The organism is Acidobacteriota bacterium, from assembly GCA_016716435.1.
Lineage (GTDB): Bacteria > Acidobacteriota > Blastocatellia > Pyrinomonadales > Pyrinomonadaceae > OLB17.
Genome location: JADJWI010000008.1, coordinates 1,142,903 through 1,158,806, shown reverse-complemented (window position 1 = coordinate 1,158,806; position 15,904 = coordinate 1,142,903). Strand labels below are relative to the sequence as shown.

The window sequence follows — 15,904 nt, the reverse complement described above, 5'->3', positions numbered from 1 at the left end:
TTTCGTTCACGATAGATCAGACCACTTCTCCGTAGAGCGAATTTGCCTTTGCCTTAGTGACGCGGACATCGACGATGTTCCCTAGCATATCATCGGTTCCCGGAAAATTCACAACCTTGTGGCTCGTCGAATGTCCGGTAAGGTCGGACGACGATTTGGCCGAGCGCCTTTCGGCCAAAACCGAGACGGTTCTTCCCGTATATCCTGCGAGATCCTTTGCCTGGAGACGTTTCTGCACCCGCTCGAGCGCAAGAAATCGTCGTGTCTTCTCTTCGGGCGGCACGTCGTCGGGCATATCGAAAGCAGGCGTGTCCGGCCGCGGCGAGTACTTAAAAATATAAGCCATTGAGTATTCACAATACTCGAAGAGTTCAACCGTATCCCTGAAATCTTCTTCCGTCTCACCCGGAAATCCGACGATTATGTCCGTCGTCAAAGCGATCTCTCTCGGCGATGACTTAATTCGATCGATCTTTTTCTTGTAACTCTCGACCGTATGGAGCCGCCGCATATTTTTAAGCACTTTGTTGCTCCCGGACTGCACCGGAAGGTGCACCCAGTTGCAGAGATTTTCGTTCTCCTCGATCGCATCGACGATATCTGAATCAAAATCACGCGGAAAAGAAGTGTTAAATTTGATCCTTTCAATGCCTGTGGCCGAAACGGCCCTGAGCAACCGCGAGAAAGGCGTGCGGCCATTGAAGCCTTCCAGCCCGGATTCGGTCTTCGGTCGATAACTATTGACATTCTGTCCGATCAAATGAACTTCCTTGACGCCATTTCGCTTTAGCTCGAGTATCTGGCGGATGATCTCAGAAGCGGAAAGGCTCGTTTCCCTGCCGCGAGAAAATGGGACGATGCAGTATGTGCAAAATTTGTTGCACCCTTCGATTATGGGAACAAATGCGACCGAACGGGAATGCCGCTGAGCATCAGCGACCGACCAATCATAGTCAACTTCCCTCTCGCCTAGATCGGAATAGCCAGGACCATCCGAGAGAACCCTACGGATCGCCTCATTGACCCTTCCGACCGCTCGTGTGCCGAGTACAAAGTCGATTCCTTCGATCTTTTTGAAAAGCGTTTCACCTTCCAATTGGGCAACGCATCCCATAACCCCGATGACCGGTTTGGCTCCTTCACGGTGCCTGACCCTGCCGACCCGCGTGTAGAGTTTTTGCTCGGCTTTTTCCCTGACAGAACAAGTATTTATCAAAACTAGGTCGGCCGAATGCTCGTCTCGGACGAGCTCTAAGCCCTCGGCGGCCAGCGACGATGCGACCCGCTCGGAATCCGAAACATTCATTTGACAGCCGAAAGTTTCAAGGTAGACTTTCTTCATAAACGACCACGAAAATGGAATACCAACCCCTCGAAAAGAACGATTTTGTCCACCTTCATTTGCACTCGGATTATAGCCTGTTGCAGAGCACAATCCAACTAAAACGCCTTGCCGAGCGGCTGAAAACACTCGGCATGAAGGCCTGCGCGATCACCGATAAAGGAAATATGTTCGGTGCGGCGTCGTTCTATCGGGAAATGAAATATGCGGGTATCAAGCCGATCATCGGATATGAGGCCTCGGTCGTTCCGGGAAGCCGTTTTGACAAGTCTTTGGCGCTCGAGGCCGGTGAACTCGCGTATTACGAGCTGGTGCTTTTGGCCAAAAATTACCAAGGCTACCTTAATCTCTCCTATATCGCCTCGAAAGCATTTACCGAGGGGGCAAACAATGGAAAGGCACGGGTGGATATAGAGCTTCTCGGAGAAAAAAGTTCTGATCTCTTCGTTTTGACTGGGGCTCCGGGATCGGCTCTTTGGCACTATGTTTCAAGCGGCGATATTGATCGTGCAGAGCGGCACATAGCGACGCTCACGGAGATCTACGGTAGTGCGAACATCTACGTCCAGATCGAGGACCACGGAATACCCGAGGATGTTGCGACCCGCGAACAGGTCATGGCCGTGGCAAATAAGGCCTCGCTTCCTCTAGTTGCTACCAACAACGTTTTCTATCTCGAACAGGAGGACGCGAAAGCTCAGGAAGTGCTGCTAAGCATCGGCGCCGGAACGACCTTGAATGATCCAGGCCGACCTTCCCTGCCGAATGATTCATATTATTTGAAAAGCACGCAGGAGATGCGAGACCTCTTCGCTGAGTCCTTCCCGGAAGCTCTCTCAAATACCGTCAAGATCGCAGGACAATGTGACGTTGTTCTTCCCATTGGCGGTGACCTAACGCTACCGACGTTTCCGATCCCTGCTGAATCAGGGTGCTCAACAATTGAAGAGTACTTCGAGAAGGTTGTACGCGCGGGACTCGAGCGCCGAAAGATCGAGGTTCTAATCCCCTCACGCGATGCAGGCGAGTTGAAATACCCGCTCGAGAAATATGACGAAAGGCTCCAGCTTGAGATCGACACCATCGAGGGTATGGGCTACCCGGGCTATTTCCTGATCGTCTGGGATTTTATTCGCTATGCAATGGAGCATAAAATTCCGGTCGGGCCGGGCCGCGGTTCTGCGGCGGGATCGCTTGTCGCATATGCTCTCGAAATAACCGACGTCGATCCGCTGCAGTACGATCTCTTTTTTGAGCGGTTCCTGAATCCGGAACGCGTTTCGATGCCCGATATCGACATCGACTTCTGCATCCGCGGGCGGGGCGAGGTCATTAACCACGTCGTGCAGCTTTACGGCCGTGAATCGGTCTGCCAGATCATCACGTTTGGAACGATGGCGTCGAAAGCGGCGATCAAGGACGTCGGCCGGGCTCTGAACATGCCGTATGGCGACGTTGAACGCGTTGCGAAAATGATCCCGCCGCCGTTCCGTGGAAGAATAACAAGCATCTCAAAGGCTCTTGAGGACGTTCCCGAACTCAAAGCGGCACAGAAGTCGGACCCGAAGGTCGCCGAACTCTTGGAACTAGCTCTTAGGATCGAAGGCTGTTCCCGGCATTCCTCCGTCCATGCCGCGGGCGTAGTTATCTCGCCAAAACCGCTTCATGAAATGGTGCCGATCGCCATTTCGGCAAAGAACGAATTGACGAGCCAGTATCCGATGGGCGACCTCGAGAAGCTCGGGATGCTGAAGATGGACTTCCTCGGCTTAACGACGCTCACTATTATTAGCGACTGCCTTGCAGGTCTGCGTGAAAGGACCGGGAAAAAGGTCGAATGGAAAACTGTCTCACTCCGAGACGAAAAGACAATGAAGATCTTCGGCGACGGGAAGACCGAGGCAGTCTTTCAGTTCGAATCTTCAGGAATGCAGGAGATCTGCCGGCGACTTAAGCCAAAGGAACTTGAAGATCTGGCCGCCTTGAACGCACTCTATCGCCCGGGCCCGCTCGATGGAGGAATGGTCGAGGACTTCATCAAACGGCATCGGGGCGAAAAAGAGGTCACATATATCCTTCCCGAAATGGAGGATATTCTAAAGAACACGTTTGGCGTTCTAGTTTATCAGGAACAGATCATGCAGATCGCTCAACGGCTTGCCGGCTACTCGCTCGGGGAAGCCGATCTGATGCGACGGGCGATGGGTAAAAAGAAGCCCGAAGAGATGGCCCCGCATGAGGTGAAGTTCATTGGCGGAGCGGTCGAACGAGGCATTAAGGAAAAAACAGCTCGAGAGATCTTTGACCTGATGGCAAAGTTTGCCGACTACGGTTTCAACCGAAGCCACAGTATCGCCTATGCGATGCTGGCCTTTCAGACCGCCTATCTAAAGGCACATTATCCGGCCTATTTCTATGCAGCCGTCCTCTCGCACGAATCGGATAACAGCTCGAAGGTTTACAAATATTCGAGCGAGCTGCGTTCGATGGGGCTTCGGTTGCTTCCGCCGGATGTGAACGAAAGCGACGAAGGCTTTACGCCGACGGACGATTCAGTTCGGTTCGGATTGAGTGCGATCAAGGGACTCGGCGCTTCTTCGGCTAGTGCAATAATCGAAGCCCGCGGAAGCGAGAAGTTCAAGTCTATCTTCGACTTCGTCAGCCGCGTCGGGCAAAACGGCGTGAATCGAAAAATGCTTGAGAGCCTCATCGCTGGAGGCGCTTTCGATTCAATGATCCCCGACGGCGTTGAAGCCAACGCTTGGCGCTCTCGTTTGTTTACATCAATCAACGACATTCTTGCCTATGGGCAGAGTTCGTGGAACGACAAGCTGCAGGGCCAGACCGGCTTATTCGCGGCGGCCGGCGAGGGATCGACACTCGAGGTTGATCTGGCAGAAGCCGCTCCCTGGACCCGGGAAGAGATGGCTGCACGTGAGAAAGCAGCGCTCGGCTTTTATCTTTCCGTGCATCCGCTTGATGCCTATGATACAAGGGTCGACCGGATTGGCGTTACTTCGATAGACGCACTGGGAGAGGCTGGAATCGGGGATATGGTCTCGATCGCAGGCATCGTTTCGGGGTTGCTAGTGCGGTGGAGCAAATCTGGAAACCGTTACGCGCAGTTCCGGCTCGAAGACAGGGCGGGCAATGTGAAAATTCTCGTATGGAGCGAAACCTACACGAGGATCGCTAACATGTTAGCGGATGACGCTCTCCTAATAGTTGATGGGAAGATCGAGAACAACGACGGCGGAGAGATCACGATAGTTGCGGCCGAGGCCCGTTCTCTACCGGATGTCATTTCGAGGCAGGCCCGCAATCTTGTCGTTACGTTGCCGAAATCGGCACTCGATGAGGAACTGATGAACGACCTCTACGCTTTGCTCGCTTCTGACCGTGGGATGTGTGATGTTACCCTCATATTGCCGATCGATGGATTTGATTTGACACTCAAAGCTCCTGCTCTGCAAGTGCAGGGCTCTCGAAAGCTCGAAGAACAGCTGAGGTCTCTCGGTTGCGCGGTAACATGGAATCACTAAGGAAAATTTGATATGGCAGAAAACACTGCTGCAACTACAGCATTTGTTCGCGTACTCAACGCTCGCGATCCGGAACGGCCGTATGCACTGGATATCTTCAACGGAGTTTTCGAGGATTTTGTTGAGGTCCACGGCGACCGCCGTTATGCCGACGACAACGCACTCGTGTGCGGGTTTGCCCGGTTAAATGGGCTCGAAGTCGCGGTCATTGGCCAGCAAAAAGGGCGAGACACGAAACAGCGGCAGATGCGGAACTTCGGAATGCCCAAACCCGAAGGCTACCGAAAAGCGTTGCGGGTAATGAGGCTAGCTGAAAAGTTCAACCGGACGATCATTACTTTCATCGACACACCGGGTGCTTATCCGGGTATCGATGCCGAGGAACGCGGCCAGGCCGAGGCTATTGCCTTCAATCTTCGCGAGATGGCAGGGCTTAAAGTGCCGATAATTGTGGTAGTCGTCGGCGAAGGCGGCTCAGGAGGTGCCCTTGCCATCGGAATTGGCGACCGCGTGCTGATGATGGAAAATGCGGTCTATTCGGTGATCTCGCCGGAGGGCTGCGCCGCGATTCTTTGGAAGGATTCAGCAATGGCGGATCGTGCAGCAGAGAACCTGAAGCTGACGGCAAATGACCTGCTCGGGTTTGAATTGATCGACGAGATCGTTGCCGAGAAAACAGCCTGGAAGATGGACGGTGACGATGCTAAAAAGGCAAATTTTGAAGAGGTCGGCAGATCGCTGAAAACCGTTTTAAAACGCCACTTGGAGGAACTTCGCTCACTCAGTTCGGACGAACTCATCCTTCGAAGATTTCAGAAGTTCAGAAAAATGGGCATCTGGTTGGGATAAAAAAAGGGCCGGCGTCCACGGACGCGGCCCTTTTCTACTTTACCATTTGGACGAGTTTAGAACGGTATATCGTCGTCGGTCGAAGCCGCTTTGGCGGGTGCCGCGGATGAGGACGATGACGAAGACGCCTGGTCCGAAGGCCCGGCAAACTCTGGTTCTGAACCAGATCCTCCGCGATCAGCCGGAGCATCACCACGAGAACCAATAAAACGCATATCCGTTCCTGATACCTGAAGCGTCTGCCGGGTGGCGCCTTCCCGATCGGTCCATTCTTCAAGGCTCAAGCGCCCTTCAATATAGACCTGACTTCCCTTCTTCAAATATTTCGCTGCATTCTCCGCTTGATTACGCCAAAGCGTTACGCGAAACCATGTGGGGACATCCTGCCATTCACCCGATTTATCTCTTTTCCGCTCATTTGTGGCCATTGAAAAGTCGCAAACGGCATCGCCCTGGGGTGTGTAGCGGAGTTCAGGATCCCTTCCCAGGTTCCCGACAAGGATGATTTTGTTGAAAGACATTGTGCTGTGGAGTTCCTCCTTGGGAATCAAATAGAATTTAATTGGAAACTTTCGGGATATTACATTCATCATTCTATCGCGGTCAAGGTGCACGTGCTAGAATTTTCGTTTTCGCGTATTGGCGTTTGAATGAGATCAGATCAAAAGTTATTGCGGGGTCCAAAGATTCTATCGTGGACTCGGACCGTAGTTCTGGCCGGGTGGATGCTTTTCTCCTTTTGGCATGCAAGTGGACAGTCGAATGTTACTGTCGGAGAGCCATTTAAGCTCTGTTCGTCTTACTTTCCGCAGACCGGCAACATCGGTTCAGCCGTGGGCGACCATCGGGGTGTTTTTCTTGCCGAGACCGGTGGCCGGGTTCGCCTGCTGCATCAAAAAACCCTCGAAACCATCTGGTCAGCGGAGGTTGGCGGCAATATCGTTTCAAATCTCCTTCTCTCGCGGGACTCTCTTTTTGTAACGGCCAATACCGATTCCGATGAGCCAGCTTCGAGGCTTCGCGAGATCAACCTAAACACTGGCCTGACCCGAAACACTTATGATCTCGAGTTTTCCAAGTCGTATTTGCTCAAGAAAGCCGGCGAAAGTGTACTTGTCGTCCCCGAGGCTGGTGCGCCTCAAATGCTCGATAGCTCCGGTCTCACTCCAGCCGGGCGCTTCGCCTTTTGGTCCACGGGCGATCGGGTCCTTTTCGCGGACGACGACCAGTTACTTGTAGTATCGACGAACGGCATTTCCAGAGTGGTTTCTTGGGTAGCTGCGACTATGCCGTCATACCAACCGACGGCAGATCGACTGGTTGCAAGTGCATTGATCACAGCAAATGGCCGGTTGATAACCGGAAACGGCAAAGGGGAGATACGCTCGGAACAGCTAGGTGTAAATGGACGTGTTTGGAAATTTAAGACCGGCGGTGAGATCGTTTTTGCCGACAGTTTCGACGGAAAGATCCTGATCGCATCAAACGATAACTTTCTCTATTTACTTGGAGAGCAAAATGGGAGCGTGATCTGGCGGAGCCGGCTTCCCGGACGGCCCTCAACCGGAAGGGTGTTGCGAGATGACAGCGTTGCTATTGGTGTTCTTGGCGAGGAGCGGATCTTTATTATCGACCTTTCCAACGGAAAAGTGCGGAATTTTATCCAGCTTGAGGAAAATGAAGAAGTCCAGCCAGGCGGTGTGCTCGAGACGCAGCCCGGTGGTTTGGCGCTCCTCACTTCTCGCGGGCTGAGAGCTTATTCGAGCTCCGCGGGCTGCGGCAAAAATGAGTAAGGGCGAGGATGTTCCTCGCCCTTTGCAGTTGAATTTACGTTTTAATGAGACGTCGCGTACTCGTTCATGATCGCGTGGATCTCATCCTTGATCATCAATTTCTTTTTCTTTAGGGTCGATTCTTCGAATTGTTCGTCGTCGTTTGGAAAGGAGATCGCTGCAAGTTCATTGAGGCGTTTTTCGAAATTCTCGTGTTGGTGCACAAGATCCCGGAATGATGCGTTCGTCTTCAAAAGCTCATCACGCACCGGATCAGGAGTTGAAAGGTCCATGGCACTTTTCCTCGCTTATCAAAAGATTTACACCGTTGGCGTTGTTGTTTCGCTCAAAGCCTGCGGTGTAAACAGAATCTTAACCCACTTCGCTCTCAATTTACAAGAAGCACCTTTCGAACAAAGTTCAAATCTTGTCTAGAAAAAGTAAGAGGATAAAGAATTTTCTCAACCGAGTTGCCCGCAAGGCGGCCTATCGGTCGTTGGCTGTGTCCGGAAATAGCTTACTAACCGTCGCAGCGAATAGAAGAGCATCCTCGACCGGGTCGCGATAGTAAGACCGCCGGATGGACTGCAATTCAAATCCCAATCGGCGATAAAACTCGATAGCCGAGACATTTGACTCCCTAACTTCAAGTAACACATTAGATTCAGGGCCGGTGTGAGAACGCCGAACCGCGGCCTGGATGAGAGCCGCACCGACCCCTGCACGGCGATGCTTCGGCTTGACCGCAATGTTTAATATCTCTACGTCGTTGGTTTTATCGAGGCGGGCGAGTAGCCGAACCAGGATGAAGCCGATGGTCTCACCCGTTTTGGCCTTCGACGCTAACAAAAGATGAACGTCTGAGGCAGCTGCATTGGCATAATCGCCAAGGCTCCAGAACGCCAAGCCGCTCCGATCGGCGAGTTCGACGATCGCGGCGAGATCACTTTCGTTGGCGGGCTTTATGCTCAGTTGAGACATTCAATAAAGGCCGCGGGTTCGCGCGGGGTTCTGGACATATATCGGCGTTAGGTCCGTAGTTGCAAAGCCCGAACAAATGCCCTTTCCGATCATCACAGCAAGATTAGATCCCGTATCAACAAGATCGCACGCCAGGTCTCGCAGTTCGGATACGATGTCGAGCGGAGCCACCACTGAGCTCGCGGACGACAGTGCTGAATGGATCTTCTGCATATCAACGACGGCCGGGACCGAGTTTACGCCAACGAGATAAGCTCGGTCCGTCTTCCCTATTGGAACCACGGCAGCGGCATTTTGCGAGCCATCGCCGAGAGCAAGCATTGCAGGCAGCAAAGGGACGCCAACCACCTCGCATTCCAGTGCCCGCGAGAGCCCGAGTGTGGACGCAATGCCGATACGAAGGCCGGTGAAGCTTCCAGGGCCGACCGAAACTGCTATCCGGCCGATCGATCTGAGCGTTGAGCCGGAATTGGAGAGCAGGCCCTCGACCGAGGGCAGTAGAGCTTCGGCTCGTGACGTGTTTCCCTCGCCCACACGGCCGGCAACAACTAGATCGCCGTCAAAAAGGGCAATGCTTCCGCCGGCTATTCCGCTTTCAAGGCAGAGCGTTAAATTTCTATCGTGGTTGATCGGCATTCTTGCGGCCCAATCGAGCTTTAGCGAGGTCAACGAAGCGCTTCACCCCAGGCGGAATACGCTTGGCGATGCTGCCAAGTTGGTACCAAACGCGTGAGCGGTCATCGAACTCGCCTTCCATGTCGATTGTCGCCGTGATGGGGTTTGGGGGCAAGCGCTTTCGGATCTGTTGTACGAGCTTTTTGGGGTCGCGGTAAGAAACACGTAGCGGAATCAGACGAAGATCACGAGCCCATTCTCGCTCGACAGTATCGATGATCCACTGCGGGATCTGCTTTGCCTCTTCGGCAAACGGGAGGTCGTCGATCTCAAGCCCAAGATACTTATGTGCTAGGCCGATGGTTGTTATCACCCATTTACGCCGGGTCGGGCTGACGACATCAAGACACTTGTTCCAATCAAACTCCGCCGGCCGGTTTGCCACCGCATAATAAATATCCCAAAGCCGTTCCTTGTATTCGCCGCCATCCGTCAGCCAATGAACAGCCATGATTCGGAGATGGTCCTCGGGACATGGAAGGCGAATTCGATCCCCGCGAACATTAGTTTCCTCACACCTTTCGAGAAAGTTCTCCCACGGCAAAGAATCTAGATGCCTGAGACCGAAATGAAGATCGATATTCGCGGTCCGTAAGAGCATACGATCGGCAGAAGAAAGACTTCGAGAAAAATACTCATCGACGACAATATCGAAATCTGAATAGTATCGAAAGTGTCCGCTGGGATAGAATCTCGCGGCTGACTCACCCTTTATCAGCACCCAGTTACGTTCAAAAATGGAGCTAATCGCCTTCACGGCTTTCAGGAGTCGAGAAAGCCGAACTTCCTCAGATAAGCTGTTCCATTTATCGTCAACGCTTAACATTCGACTAATCAAAATGAAAAAGGTGGGGACTGCCCACCTTTTCGAACCTAAAATAAATGGCAAAACGCCCTATACACATACATTTGGTCCGACGTTGCACGTCGTTGGACAAGATCCCTGAAGAGTACAGTCAAGGTTCGTACCGTTATCACAGCGGCACGATGTGCTTGCCATTGCGCTCTTAGGAGCGACGAGCGAGGCTACGATCGGCAGAGCGATCATCGAAGCGATGCCGATCTTTCGGATGGCTTCGCGGCGGCTCTGGCCCTGAAACTTTGGTCCGGCCTGTGATTCCAAAAGAGCACTTTCGTTAAGCTGATCAATCGCAAGCCAAACGAGGTCGTCATCGACTTTGGTTCCCATTTCGAAGGAAAGAAATTTCGCGATCTCCGGCACGGACGTCTTACCGTCGCAGGACTGCCAAACGGCTGCTGCGGTCTTATTAAGGCAGTGGGCCTTGTTCGTGTCGAGGTCATAGACCAAGACCTCGTCGGGCACTTCCTGGACTACAAGTCCATTTTTGCGGGCAATTGGATATTGCGGATTGTTCATATCTTCTCCGAGATCAATTCCGAGCGTATCGGAAACAAGTGTAATACTAAGTCGTTAACTCATTATAACTAAACAAATTAAGTTCGGTGGCCAGATCTGAGGCCTCACCTCGCACACCTTTCAGAATTATCGCATGGCTGAGCGCCGATTTCAATACTGTAAGCGACAAATCGGCATTTACGGTCATCGGGATAGTATGGGGTATCACCTCAATTATCCCGTTTCCAGGTGTGAGCCGCTCGGGCCGCCACGCGGCGCCAGGTTCAAACCTTGTCAAAACAACAGCTCCGATCTTTACCGGATCCGTTGCCGCCCGGCCCCCGAGCTTCTCGACCGGAATTCCGTCCTCGCTCCACTTCCTGCCACCATTCGTGATCGAAAGTGCCCTCGCAAAGGGATGGACAAGCCCGTCGGGAGCCAACACCGCATACTCGTCCGAAAAATATAACGCACCCTGCTTAACACACTCGGCGACTAATGTTGTCTTTCCCGAACCACTGTTGCCCGGGATCATGATCGCTTGATTTCCCCAACAAACAACTCCGGCGTGCACGAAAACTCGGTCTTTCGCGAACTGTGACACCTTTAGACGCAGTATTCGAACAAAAAGCTCAAGGGTCTCGCGAAGGCCGCCTGAACCCGTTGTATATTCGCCAACGGACGTTAATTCAAAAACTTCGCCGGAACTCTTTTTTATGAAGAATTCGTGCTCCGCTTTTGCGGAACCAGCATCGAGAACGCGGCATTTTCCCAGCATTGCCCGGTTTGAGATCTCAAAGAGCTTCCGGCTTAGATCAAGATTGTCCGTGGTTACGCCGACCAGGACGCCATAAGCCTCAAACGCAAACTTGACACCTTCACCGTCTGTGCAACGAAAATCACTAACCGCCTGAGATTCGTTACTTCGTAGTTCCAGCATCAAATATTCTGTAAAGTTATCACTTTCAGATACTTACGTCAACGTTTTTTCGACCCCATCAGAAGTAAAAACGCCGATGCACTGAGAATGCAGAAAAGTATTAATGGCCCTGCGATTTCAATTTGGGCAACAACGCTGATTCCGACAAGCGATGAAACGGCAGCGAGTGCTCCGTAGATCAATGTTACATACGAATGTGAAGCTCCGTTGATCACCATTCGCTGATAAAGATGGCTTCGATGAGCTTTCCAAACCTTTTCCCGATTGAACAGGCGACGTAGAAACGTAAAAACCGTGTCGAAAATAAATGGAAACACGAACAAAACACCGAGAATCGGGATCACGCCCGTAGGAACGCTTTGCCCCTTTGACGCGATCAGCGGCAGCACGGCAAATAGGAATCCCAGAAATGCACTCCCGACATCGCCCATAAATATTCGTGCCGGACTCCAATTATGAACTAGAAAGCCGATCGACGCCCCGCCGACTCCAAGTGCCAGCCATTTCACCTCGTCAACGCCAAAGAGCAACGAAAACAATGCCCACCCGATCGCAGCTACAACAGCCTGGAGGCCGGCAATGCCATCGATGCCATCCATGAAGTTGTATGCGTTGATCATCCAGAGTATCCAGGTTATCGTGAGCGGAATGGCAAAAACACCAAGTGAGAATGAACCGTCGATGAAGAGATAGCTGATCTCACCGAAAACTCCGATATCTGCGACGACCAGTGCAGCCGCAATTGCTTGGGCAAACAGTCGAACGTAAAACGGAAGATCGCGGAGATCATCAATAAAACTAACCGCCGCTACGATCAGGCTACCAATCAGGAACCCCAAGGAAAGCGGATAATTTGCAGCGTATGAGCCCGAAACGTAAACAACGAAGACCGTTGCAACAATTCCTAAGCCGCCGGCACGCGGTACGGGAGTCGAATGCGAACTCCGCTCATTCGGAACGTCGAGAACCTTTTGACGCAGCCCCCAGCGTCGAACTGCCTCCACCAAAATGAAAGCGAGGACCGAGCTGATCAGAATAATCGAAACCTCAATCATCGTTTCGCAAGATATCCACTGACGTCGCGTCGGACGGCATCAATGATCGGTGTAAGCTGTAAATCCGGCAGTGCAGTGGTCAATTCCGCGGTTGAATAAACATCCTCGGAAAGCCACGTCTCGATAGAGCCTGCGATCCTGCCGGGCGGGCCGCCGATCGTCTTTCCAATTCGAGCGGCCGAGCTTGCGATAAATTCTGGAACTTTAAAGGCAGGTATCTCCCGATCGAGCTCCGTGGCTATAGTCGCAACAATATTCGCCATTGTTGCCGGCGGCGATGCGATATTGTAGATTGAATCGCGATCTTTCAGCTCGCCCGCTAAAAACAATCTACAGGCCGTGGCAATATCACCAACATAGGTAAGGCTCTTCTTGTTCGATCCGTTCCCTATCCAAACGAAACGACCACGATCTATGGCACGTATGAGCCGAGCAAAATTTCCTTTACTTCCCTCTCCAATGACCGGTGCCGGCCGTAACACGAATAGATCGCATCCGGATCCATCAAACACTTCCACCGCAGCGAGTTCGGCATCGAGTTTACTCTTGGCGTAGGCATCCGCCGGATCTGTCTGGTCCGATTCTATTTTTGGCTGACGTTCCGATCCACCGCCTCCATAAACCAGAACCGAACTCATCAAAATAAACTTGCTGACTCCCGCGTGCCTCGCCGCCAAAGCTACGTTTCGTGTTCCCGCGACATTTACTTTTCGATAGATATCGTCTGTTGTCGTGCCAAAGCGATGAGCAATACCGGCAGAATGAACGACAGCGTCGAACGACCGCTCGGCGAACAAACGCGAGACCGATTCCTTATCCGTAACGTCAAACTGGACGATATTAGAATCGTCTGCGATCGTCGTGGATGTTCCAGTAACCCCAAGGCCGGCCCATTTAAGGTCACTGAAAATTCGACCGCCGACAAAGCCCGTTGCACCTGTGACCAAAACCCTCATCATTTAAGAAAGCTCTTTTAAGTAGGACTCTATAGCCTTTTCGGGCGTGTACTTTGCAAGAGCGGCGGCTCGTGCTCGTTGTTTCATATCGCCGAGTTCGCCACGGCGCGAATACATTTCTCGGATGACATCAACTAGAGCCGCGGGCTGCCCCGGCGGAATGTGCCAGCCGACCCTTTCCTCGTCAACGACCCTCGCGAGTTCCGACCCGTCTTCTGTTAACGCGAGTATCGGCATACCGGTAGCGAGCGTGTTGTATGTCCGGCTCGGCATCGCCGTTCCCCACATTCCGCGCACCAACGAGATCAGGGCGACGTCACCCGCATTCAAAAAGACGCGTTGCTGATCACGCGGCAACTGCCCGAGTATAGAGACGTTCTGGAGATTTCTCGACGCCACTTCATCTTTCAACCACGGCAATCTTGCTCCCGACCCGACGAAGATGAAATGAACGGGCTCGTCATTAAGCTTCTCTGCGGCCTCGACGATCGACCGAATATCCGTCGGATGCCCAATATTCCCTGCATAAAGGAAAACGAGTTTGTCCTTTAAGCCGAGCTCTTCGAGCAGTTCGTTATCTTCTCTCGGGCGTGGCTCAATATTGACCATGTCCGCCCAGTTCGGAATAACGGCGATCGGAACGTCCAAGCCGGCCGTCTTCATTTCCAAACGCTCCTTCATATCGCGGCCGACGGCGATTATCTTCGCCGCGTGCTTGTAGAGCCATCGGTTCGCGACGTCGATTGCCCGGACCAGCAACGACCTCGGTTTTGCCCCGCCGACAGCGACGAGGATGTCAGGGTACAGATCATGCAAAAGCAGATAATAACCGGAGCTTTTTATTAGAGCCGCTAGCCCGGTCTGATATGGCAGGCTCGGCGGTGCCGTGACGACGAGCACCTTATCTCCTCGACGAAACTTAACGATCGACTTCAGGAACATCGTCAGCCCGAGGGTGAGCATATTGATAAGGCGAAAAGCAATGATGTTCTTGTCGAGGCGCGTTCCCCAGCAACGGAATATCTCAACACCATTGCGAATCTCATGCTTCGGGCCTTTTTGACCCTTTGAGGCATAGTTGGGTTGTCCGCAGATGAACTTTACTTCAAAATGCCCGGCAAGGCCCTCGGCGGTCTGCGTCATGTAGTGTCCCGTCGCGTTTTCCTCCGGGTAATAAAGCTCGCAAACGATCCAAAGCCGCTGTCGCGTTTCGTCTGAACTTGTTTTGCTTTGATCTCCCTTCATCTTGCGAGACCGCGGTCCTCTGAAATTACATATTCTAGGGCTTCGACCATCGCGAGTTCATGGTCAGGCCGAGCAAGCCATTCTGTTGCTACTTTACGAGCAGCCACCGACATTCTAGTGAATTCAACTTGATTCATTCCGGCAGCCCTCAAAAGCACATTTTGCCATTCTTTCTCATCTGCCAAAGGGACAACGAAGCCGGCGTTCCGCTCGGCCACCTCCGACCAAATCGTGTTTTCGCTAATGATGAGCGGACAGCCTGCCGCAAGAGCCTCAAGAAATACATAGCCAAAATTTTCATTAAGCGTCGGCAGGACGAAGAAATGCGACCCAATTAGCAATTCCAGAAGCTCACTGTTGGAAACCCCGCCGCAGATCGTTACCTTCGTATTGCTCGAAAGTCGTTCGATCTCTTTCTTACACTCGCTCCAATATTTCTGTTCCTCGACCGGGCCGGCAATAACTAACTCACATTCTAACAATGGGATGCGGCTTATTTGCTCAAGTAGAAAGTGAAGATTCTTTTTTGGGGCGATCCGTGATGCAAAGATGATCCGGACCATCCCGGTCCACTTTGGCGGCTTATCTTCGAACGAAAACTCGGGGATAATTTCCTTTGGAGGCAGATCCGGGGCGACGTATATTTTCGAACCGTCGCCTATTGCCTGCCTTATCTCGGGAATTTCCAGTTCAGTTGTCGCTCGCCAGACAATTCCATTGAATAACCCCAGAAGCTTTGCCATCGCGAGGAACGATCTCTTTTTCGTTGATTTCGACCGCAAAGCCCCGGAGGATAACTCGCCACACGGGGAAATGAGCGTTGGAATACGCTTAACCGAACCTCGTCGCCTTGCCGACAAGTACTTCCGCGTGAGCCCGGCGAATACGCTATTCAGGTAAACAACACTTGGAGCCGCTTCCTCGGTAATTGTGTGAAGGGTCCGAGGCGATACAAATCCGCGGGTCGCGTAAAAAACACGTGCCGCTCCGTGCTCGGTCCATCGGTCGCGAACGACCGAATCCGGTAGTCGCCGTGCGGGCCCATCAAGGTCGGTTGTTAGAACAAAAAATTCGTAGCGGTCGGATAACCGCTCGATCAAGTTTCGGATGGTCCACATGCCGCCACCGCCGCCGAAACCGGGCAGGTAATACTGACAGATCACAAGGACTCTGGGCTTCGGCATCCGGAA

15 protein-coding genes are annotated in these 15,904 nt (G+C 52.5%); 3 read left to right on the top strand and 12 right to left on the bottom strand.

The window, feature by feature from the left end; all coding sequences use genetic code 11:
• Nucleotides 1-16: 16 nt before the first annotated feature.
• A complete protein-coding gene (gene miaB / locus IPM21_17265; GenBank protein ID MBK9165621.1) occupies nucleotides 17-1,342 on the bottom strand; it encodes a tRNA (N6-isopentenyl adenosine(37)-C2)-methylthiotransferase MiaB in 1,326 nt (441 codons plus the stop codon).
• A gap of 14 nt (nucleotides 1,343-1,356) precedes the next feature.
• Between miaB and dnaE the strand changes: the two genes are divergently transcribed.
• Together dnaE and IPM21_17255 are read left to right on the top strand one after the other, a co-directional pair.
• Nucleotides 1,357-4,884 (top strand): DNA polymerase III subunit alpha, encoded by a 3,528-nt coding sequence (gene dnaE / locus IPM21_17260; protein MBK9165620.1) that lies wholly within the window; start codon nucleotides 1,357-1,359, stop codon nucleotides 4,882-4,884.
• Between the two features lie 12 nt (nucleotides 4,885-4,896).
• A complete protein-coding gene (locus tag IPM21_17255; protein ID MBK9165619.1) occupies nucleotides 4,897-5,733 on the top strand; it encodes an acetyl-CoA carboxylase carboxyltransferase subunit alpha in 837 nt (278 codons plus the stop codon).
• Nucleotides 5,734-5,789: 56 nt separating this feature from the next.
• On the opposite strand, the gene IPM21_17250 is transcribed toward IPM21_17255, so the two are convergent.
• On the bottom strand, nucleotides 5,790-6,254 hold the full coding sequence (locus tag IPM21_17250; GenBank protein ID MBK9165618.1) for a single-stranded DNA-binding protein: 465 nt from the start codon (nucleotides 6,252-6,254) through the stop codon (nucleotides 5,790-5,792).
• 204 nt (nucleotides 6,255-6,458) lie between these two features.
• Here IPM21_17250 and IPM21_17245 point away from each other — a divergent pair, with 204 nt between their 5' ends.
• Nucleotides 6,459-7,526: a hypothetical protein gene (locus tag IPM21_17245; GenBank protein ID MBK9165617.1), complete on the top strand. Its 1,068-nt coding sequence runs from the start codon at nucleotides 6,459-6,461 to the stop codon at nucleotides 7,524-7,526.
• A gap of 41 nt (nucleotides 7,527-7,567) precedes the next feature.
• Here IPM21_17245 and IPM21_17240 read toward each other — a convergent pair whose 3' ends face one another.
• The 10 genes from IPM21_17240 to IPM21_17195 form a co-directional block, all read right to left on the bottom strand.
• Nucleotides 7,568-7,798 carry a YdcH family protein gene (locus tag IPM21_17240; GenBank protein MBK9165616.1) on the bottom strand — a complete coding sequence of 77 codons (231 nt, stop codon included), beginning with the start codon at nucleotides 7,796-7,798 and terminating at the stop codon, nucleotides 7,568-7,570.
• Between the two features lie 193 nt (nucleotides 7,799-7,991).
• Entirely contained in the window at nucleotides 7,992-8,486 is a 495-nt protein-coding gene (locus IPM21_17235) for a GNAT family N-acetyltransferase (GenBank protein MBK9165615.1), read from the bottom strand.
• Nucleotides 8,487-9,122, bottom strand: coding sequence for a tRNA (adenosine(37)-N6)-threonylcarbamoyltransferase complex dimerization subunit type 1 TsaB (gene tsaB / locus IPM21_17230; GenBank protein MBK9165614.1), 636 nt, complete (start codon nucleotides 9,120-9,122; stop codon nucleotides 8,487-8,489).
• Nucleotides 9,103-9,987: a nucleotidyltransferase family protein gene (locus IPM21_17225; protein MBK9165613.1), complete on the bottom strand. Its 885-nt coding sequence runs from the start codon at nucleotides 9,985-9,987 to the stop codon at nucleotides 9,103-9,105. Before IPM21_17225 ends, tsaB begins: the two co-directional genes overlap by 20 nt.
• Nucleotides 9,988-10,056: 69 nt before the next feature.
• Entirely contained in the window at nucleotides 10,057-10,539 is a 483-nt protein-coding gene (locus IPM21_17220; GenBank protein ID MBK9165612.1) for a PqqD family protein, read from the bottom strand.
• A 46-nt stretch (nucleotides 10,540-10,585) separates the two neighbouring features.
• The gene (locus IPM21_17215) at nucleotides 10,586-11,458 is read right to left on the bottom strand and encodes a hypothetical protein (protein MBK9165611.1); all 873 of its coding nucleotides are present in this window, start codon (nucleotides 11,456-11,458) and stop codon (nucleotides 10,586-10,588) included.
• Between the two features lie 38 nt (nucleotides 11,459-11,496).
• Nucleotides 11,497-12,513, bottom strand: coding sequence for a glycosyltransferase family 4 protein (locus IPM21_17210; protein MBK9165610.1), 1,017 nt, complete (start codon nucleotides 12,511-12,513; stop codon nucleotides 11,497-11,499).
• Nucleotides 12,510-13,472 carry an NAD-dependent epimerase/dehydratase family protein gene (locus tag IPM21_17205; GenBank protein MBK9165609.1) on the bottom strand — a complete coding sequence of 321 codons (963 nt, stop codon included), beginning with the start codon at nucleotides 13,470-13,472 and terminating at the stop codon, nucleotides 12,510-12,512. The genes IPM21_17210 and IPM21_17205 overlap by 4 nt, the downstream gene beginning before the upstream one ends.
• Nucleotides 13,473-14,714, bottom strand: coding sequence for a glycosyltransferase family 4 protein (locus tag IPM21_17200; protein MBK9165608.1), 1,242 nt, complete (start codon nucleotides 14,712-14,714; stop codon nucleotides 13,473-13,475).
• The gene (locus IPM21_17195; GenBank protein ID MBK9165607.1) at nucleotides 14,711-15,898 is read right to left on the bottom strand and encodes a glycosyltransferase; all 1,188 of its coding nucleotides are present in this window, start codon (nucleotides 15,896-15,898) and stop codon (nucleotides 14,711-14,713) included. The genes IPM21_17200 and IPM21_17195 overlap by 4 nt, the downstream gene beginning before the upstream one ends.
• Nucleotides 15,899-15,904: the final 6 nt, after the last annotated feature.

Excerpts from the sequence above, each read along its gene's own strand:
- miaB (MBK9165621.1), bottom strand. The coding sequence starts at position 1,342 with ATGAAGAAAGTCTACCTTGAAACTTTCGGCTGTCAAATGAATGTTTCG.
- dnaE (MBK9165620.1), top strand. The coding sequence starts at position 1,357 with ATGGAATACCAACCCCTCGAAAAGAACGATTTTGTCCACCTTCATTTG.
- IPM21_17255 (MBK9165619.1), top strand. The coding sequence starts at position 4,897 with ATGGCAGAAAACACTGCTGCAACTACAGCATTTGTTCGCGTACTCAAC.
- IPM21_17250 (MBK9165618.1), bottom strand. The coding sequence starts at position 6,254 with ATGTCTTTCAACAAAATCATCCTTGTCGGGAACCTGGGAAGGGATCCT.
- IPM21_17245 (MBK9165617.1), top strand. The coding sequence starts at position 6,459 with ATGCTTTTCTCCTTTTGGCATGCAAGTGGACAGTCGAATGTTACTGTC.
- IPM21_17240 (MBK9165616.1), bottom strand. The coding sequence starts at position 7,798 with ATGGACCTTTCAACTCCTGATCCGGTGCGTGATGAGCTTTTGAAGACG.
- IPM21_17235 (MBK9165615.1), bottom strand. The coding sequence starts at position 8,486 with ATGTCTCAACTGAGCATAAAGCCCGCCAACGAAAGTGATCTCGCCGCG.
- tsaB (MBK9165614.1), bottom strand. The coding sequence starts at position 9,122 with ATGCCGATCAACCACGATAGAAATTTAACGCTCTGCCTTGAAAGCGGA.
- IPM21_17225 (MBK9165613.1), bottom strand. The coding sequence starts at position 9,987 with ATGTTAAGCGTTGACGATAAATGGAACAGCTTATCTGAGGAAGTTCGG.
- IPM21_17220 (MBK9165612.1), bottom strand. The coding sequence starts at position 10,539 with ATGAACAATCCGCAATATCCAATTGCCCGCAAAAATGGACTTGTAGTC.
- IPM21_17215 (MBK9165611.1), bottom strand. The coding sequence starts at position 11,458 with ATGCTGGAACTACGAAGTAACGAATCTCAGGCGGTTAGTGATTTTCGT.
- IPM21_17210 (MBK9165610.1), bottom strand. The coding sequence starts at position 12,513 with ATGATTGAGGTTTCGATTATTCTGATCAGCTCGGTCCTCGCTTTCATT.
- IPM21_17205 (MBK9165609.1), bottom strand. The coding sequence starts at position 13,472 with ATGATGAGGGTTTTGGTCACAGGTGCAACGGGCTTTGTCGGCGGTCGA.
- IPM21_17200 (MBK9165608.1), bottom strand. The coding sequence starts at position 14,714 with ATGAAGGGAGATCAAAGCAAAACAAGTTCAGACGAAACGCGACAGCGG.
- IPM21_17195 (MBK9165607.1), bottom strand. The coding sequence starts at position 15,898 with ATGCCGAAGCCCAGAGTCCTTGTGATCTGTCAGTATTACCTGCCCGGT.